We start from the raw sequence: 230 nt of genomic DNA, 5'->3' as shown, positions 1-230 counted from the left end.
AAGAATGTCATCGTCGCAATGAATCCAGAACATAATGATAACAAAAAAACTTGAAGCATTTGAGTTGATGATGGAATAACAGTAGTGGCAAAGCCGTATATACCAAGGAGAATTGTAATAGTAAGACTTCCAATTGCCATTCCTAATACACGTTTGAATGTATCAAGACGTCCGCCAAGAAGTTCCATCATTTTTCGATTGCCGAACGGATATAAGAATGCAGCTAATAC

1 protein-coding gene is annotated in these 230 nt (G+C 37.0%); it reads right to left on the bottom strand.

The window, feature by feature from the left end; all coding sequences use genetic code 11:
* Window positions 1-230: multidrug resistance efflux transporter family protein (locus tag JDS80_RS31165; protein ID WP_199640850.1), on the bottom strand; the 230-nt coding region annotated here is incomplete at both ends.

Source organism: Bacillus cereus group sp. N8, from assembly GCF_016483685.1.
GTDB lineage: Bacteria > Bacillota > Bacilli > Bacillales > Bacillaceae_G > Bacillus_A > Bacillus_A proteolyticus.
Note: the sequence above shows the minus strand (reverse complement) of the source record. Positions and strands in the feature narration are given on the sequence as shown.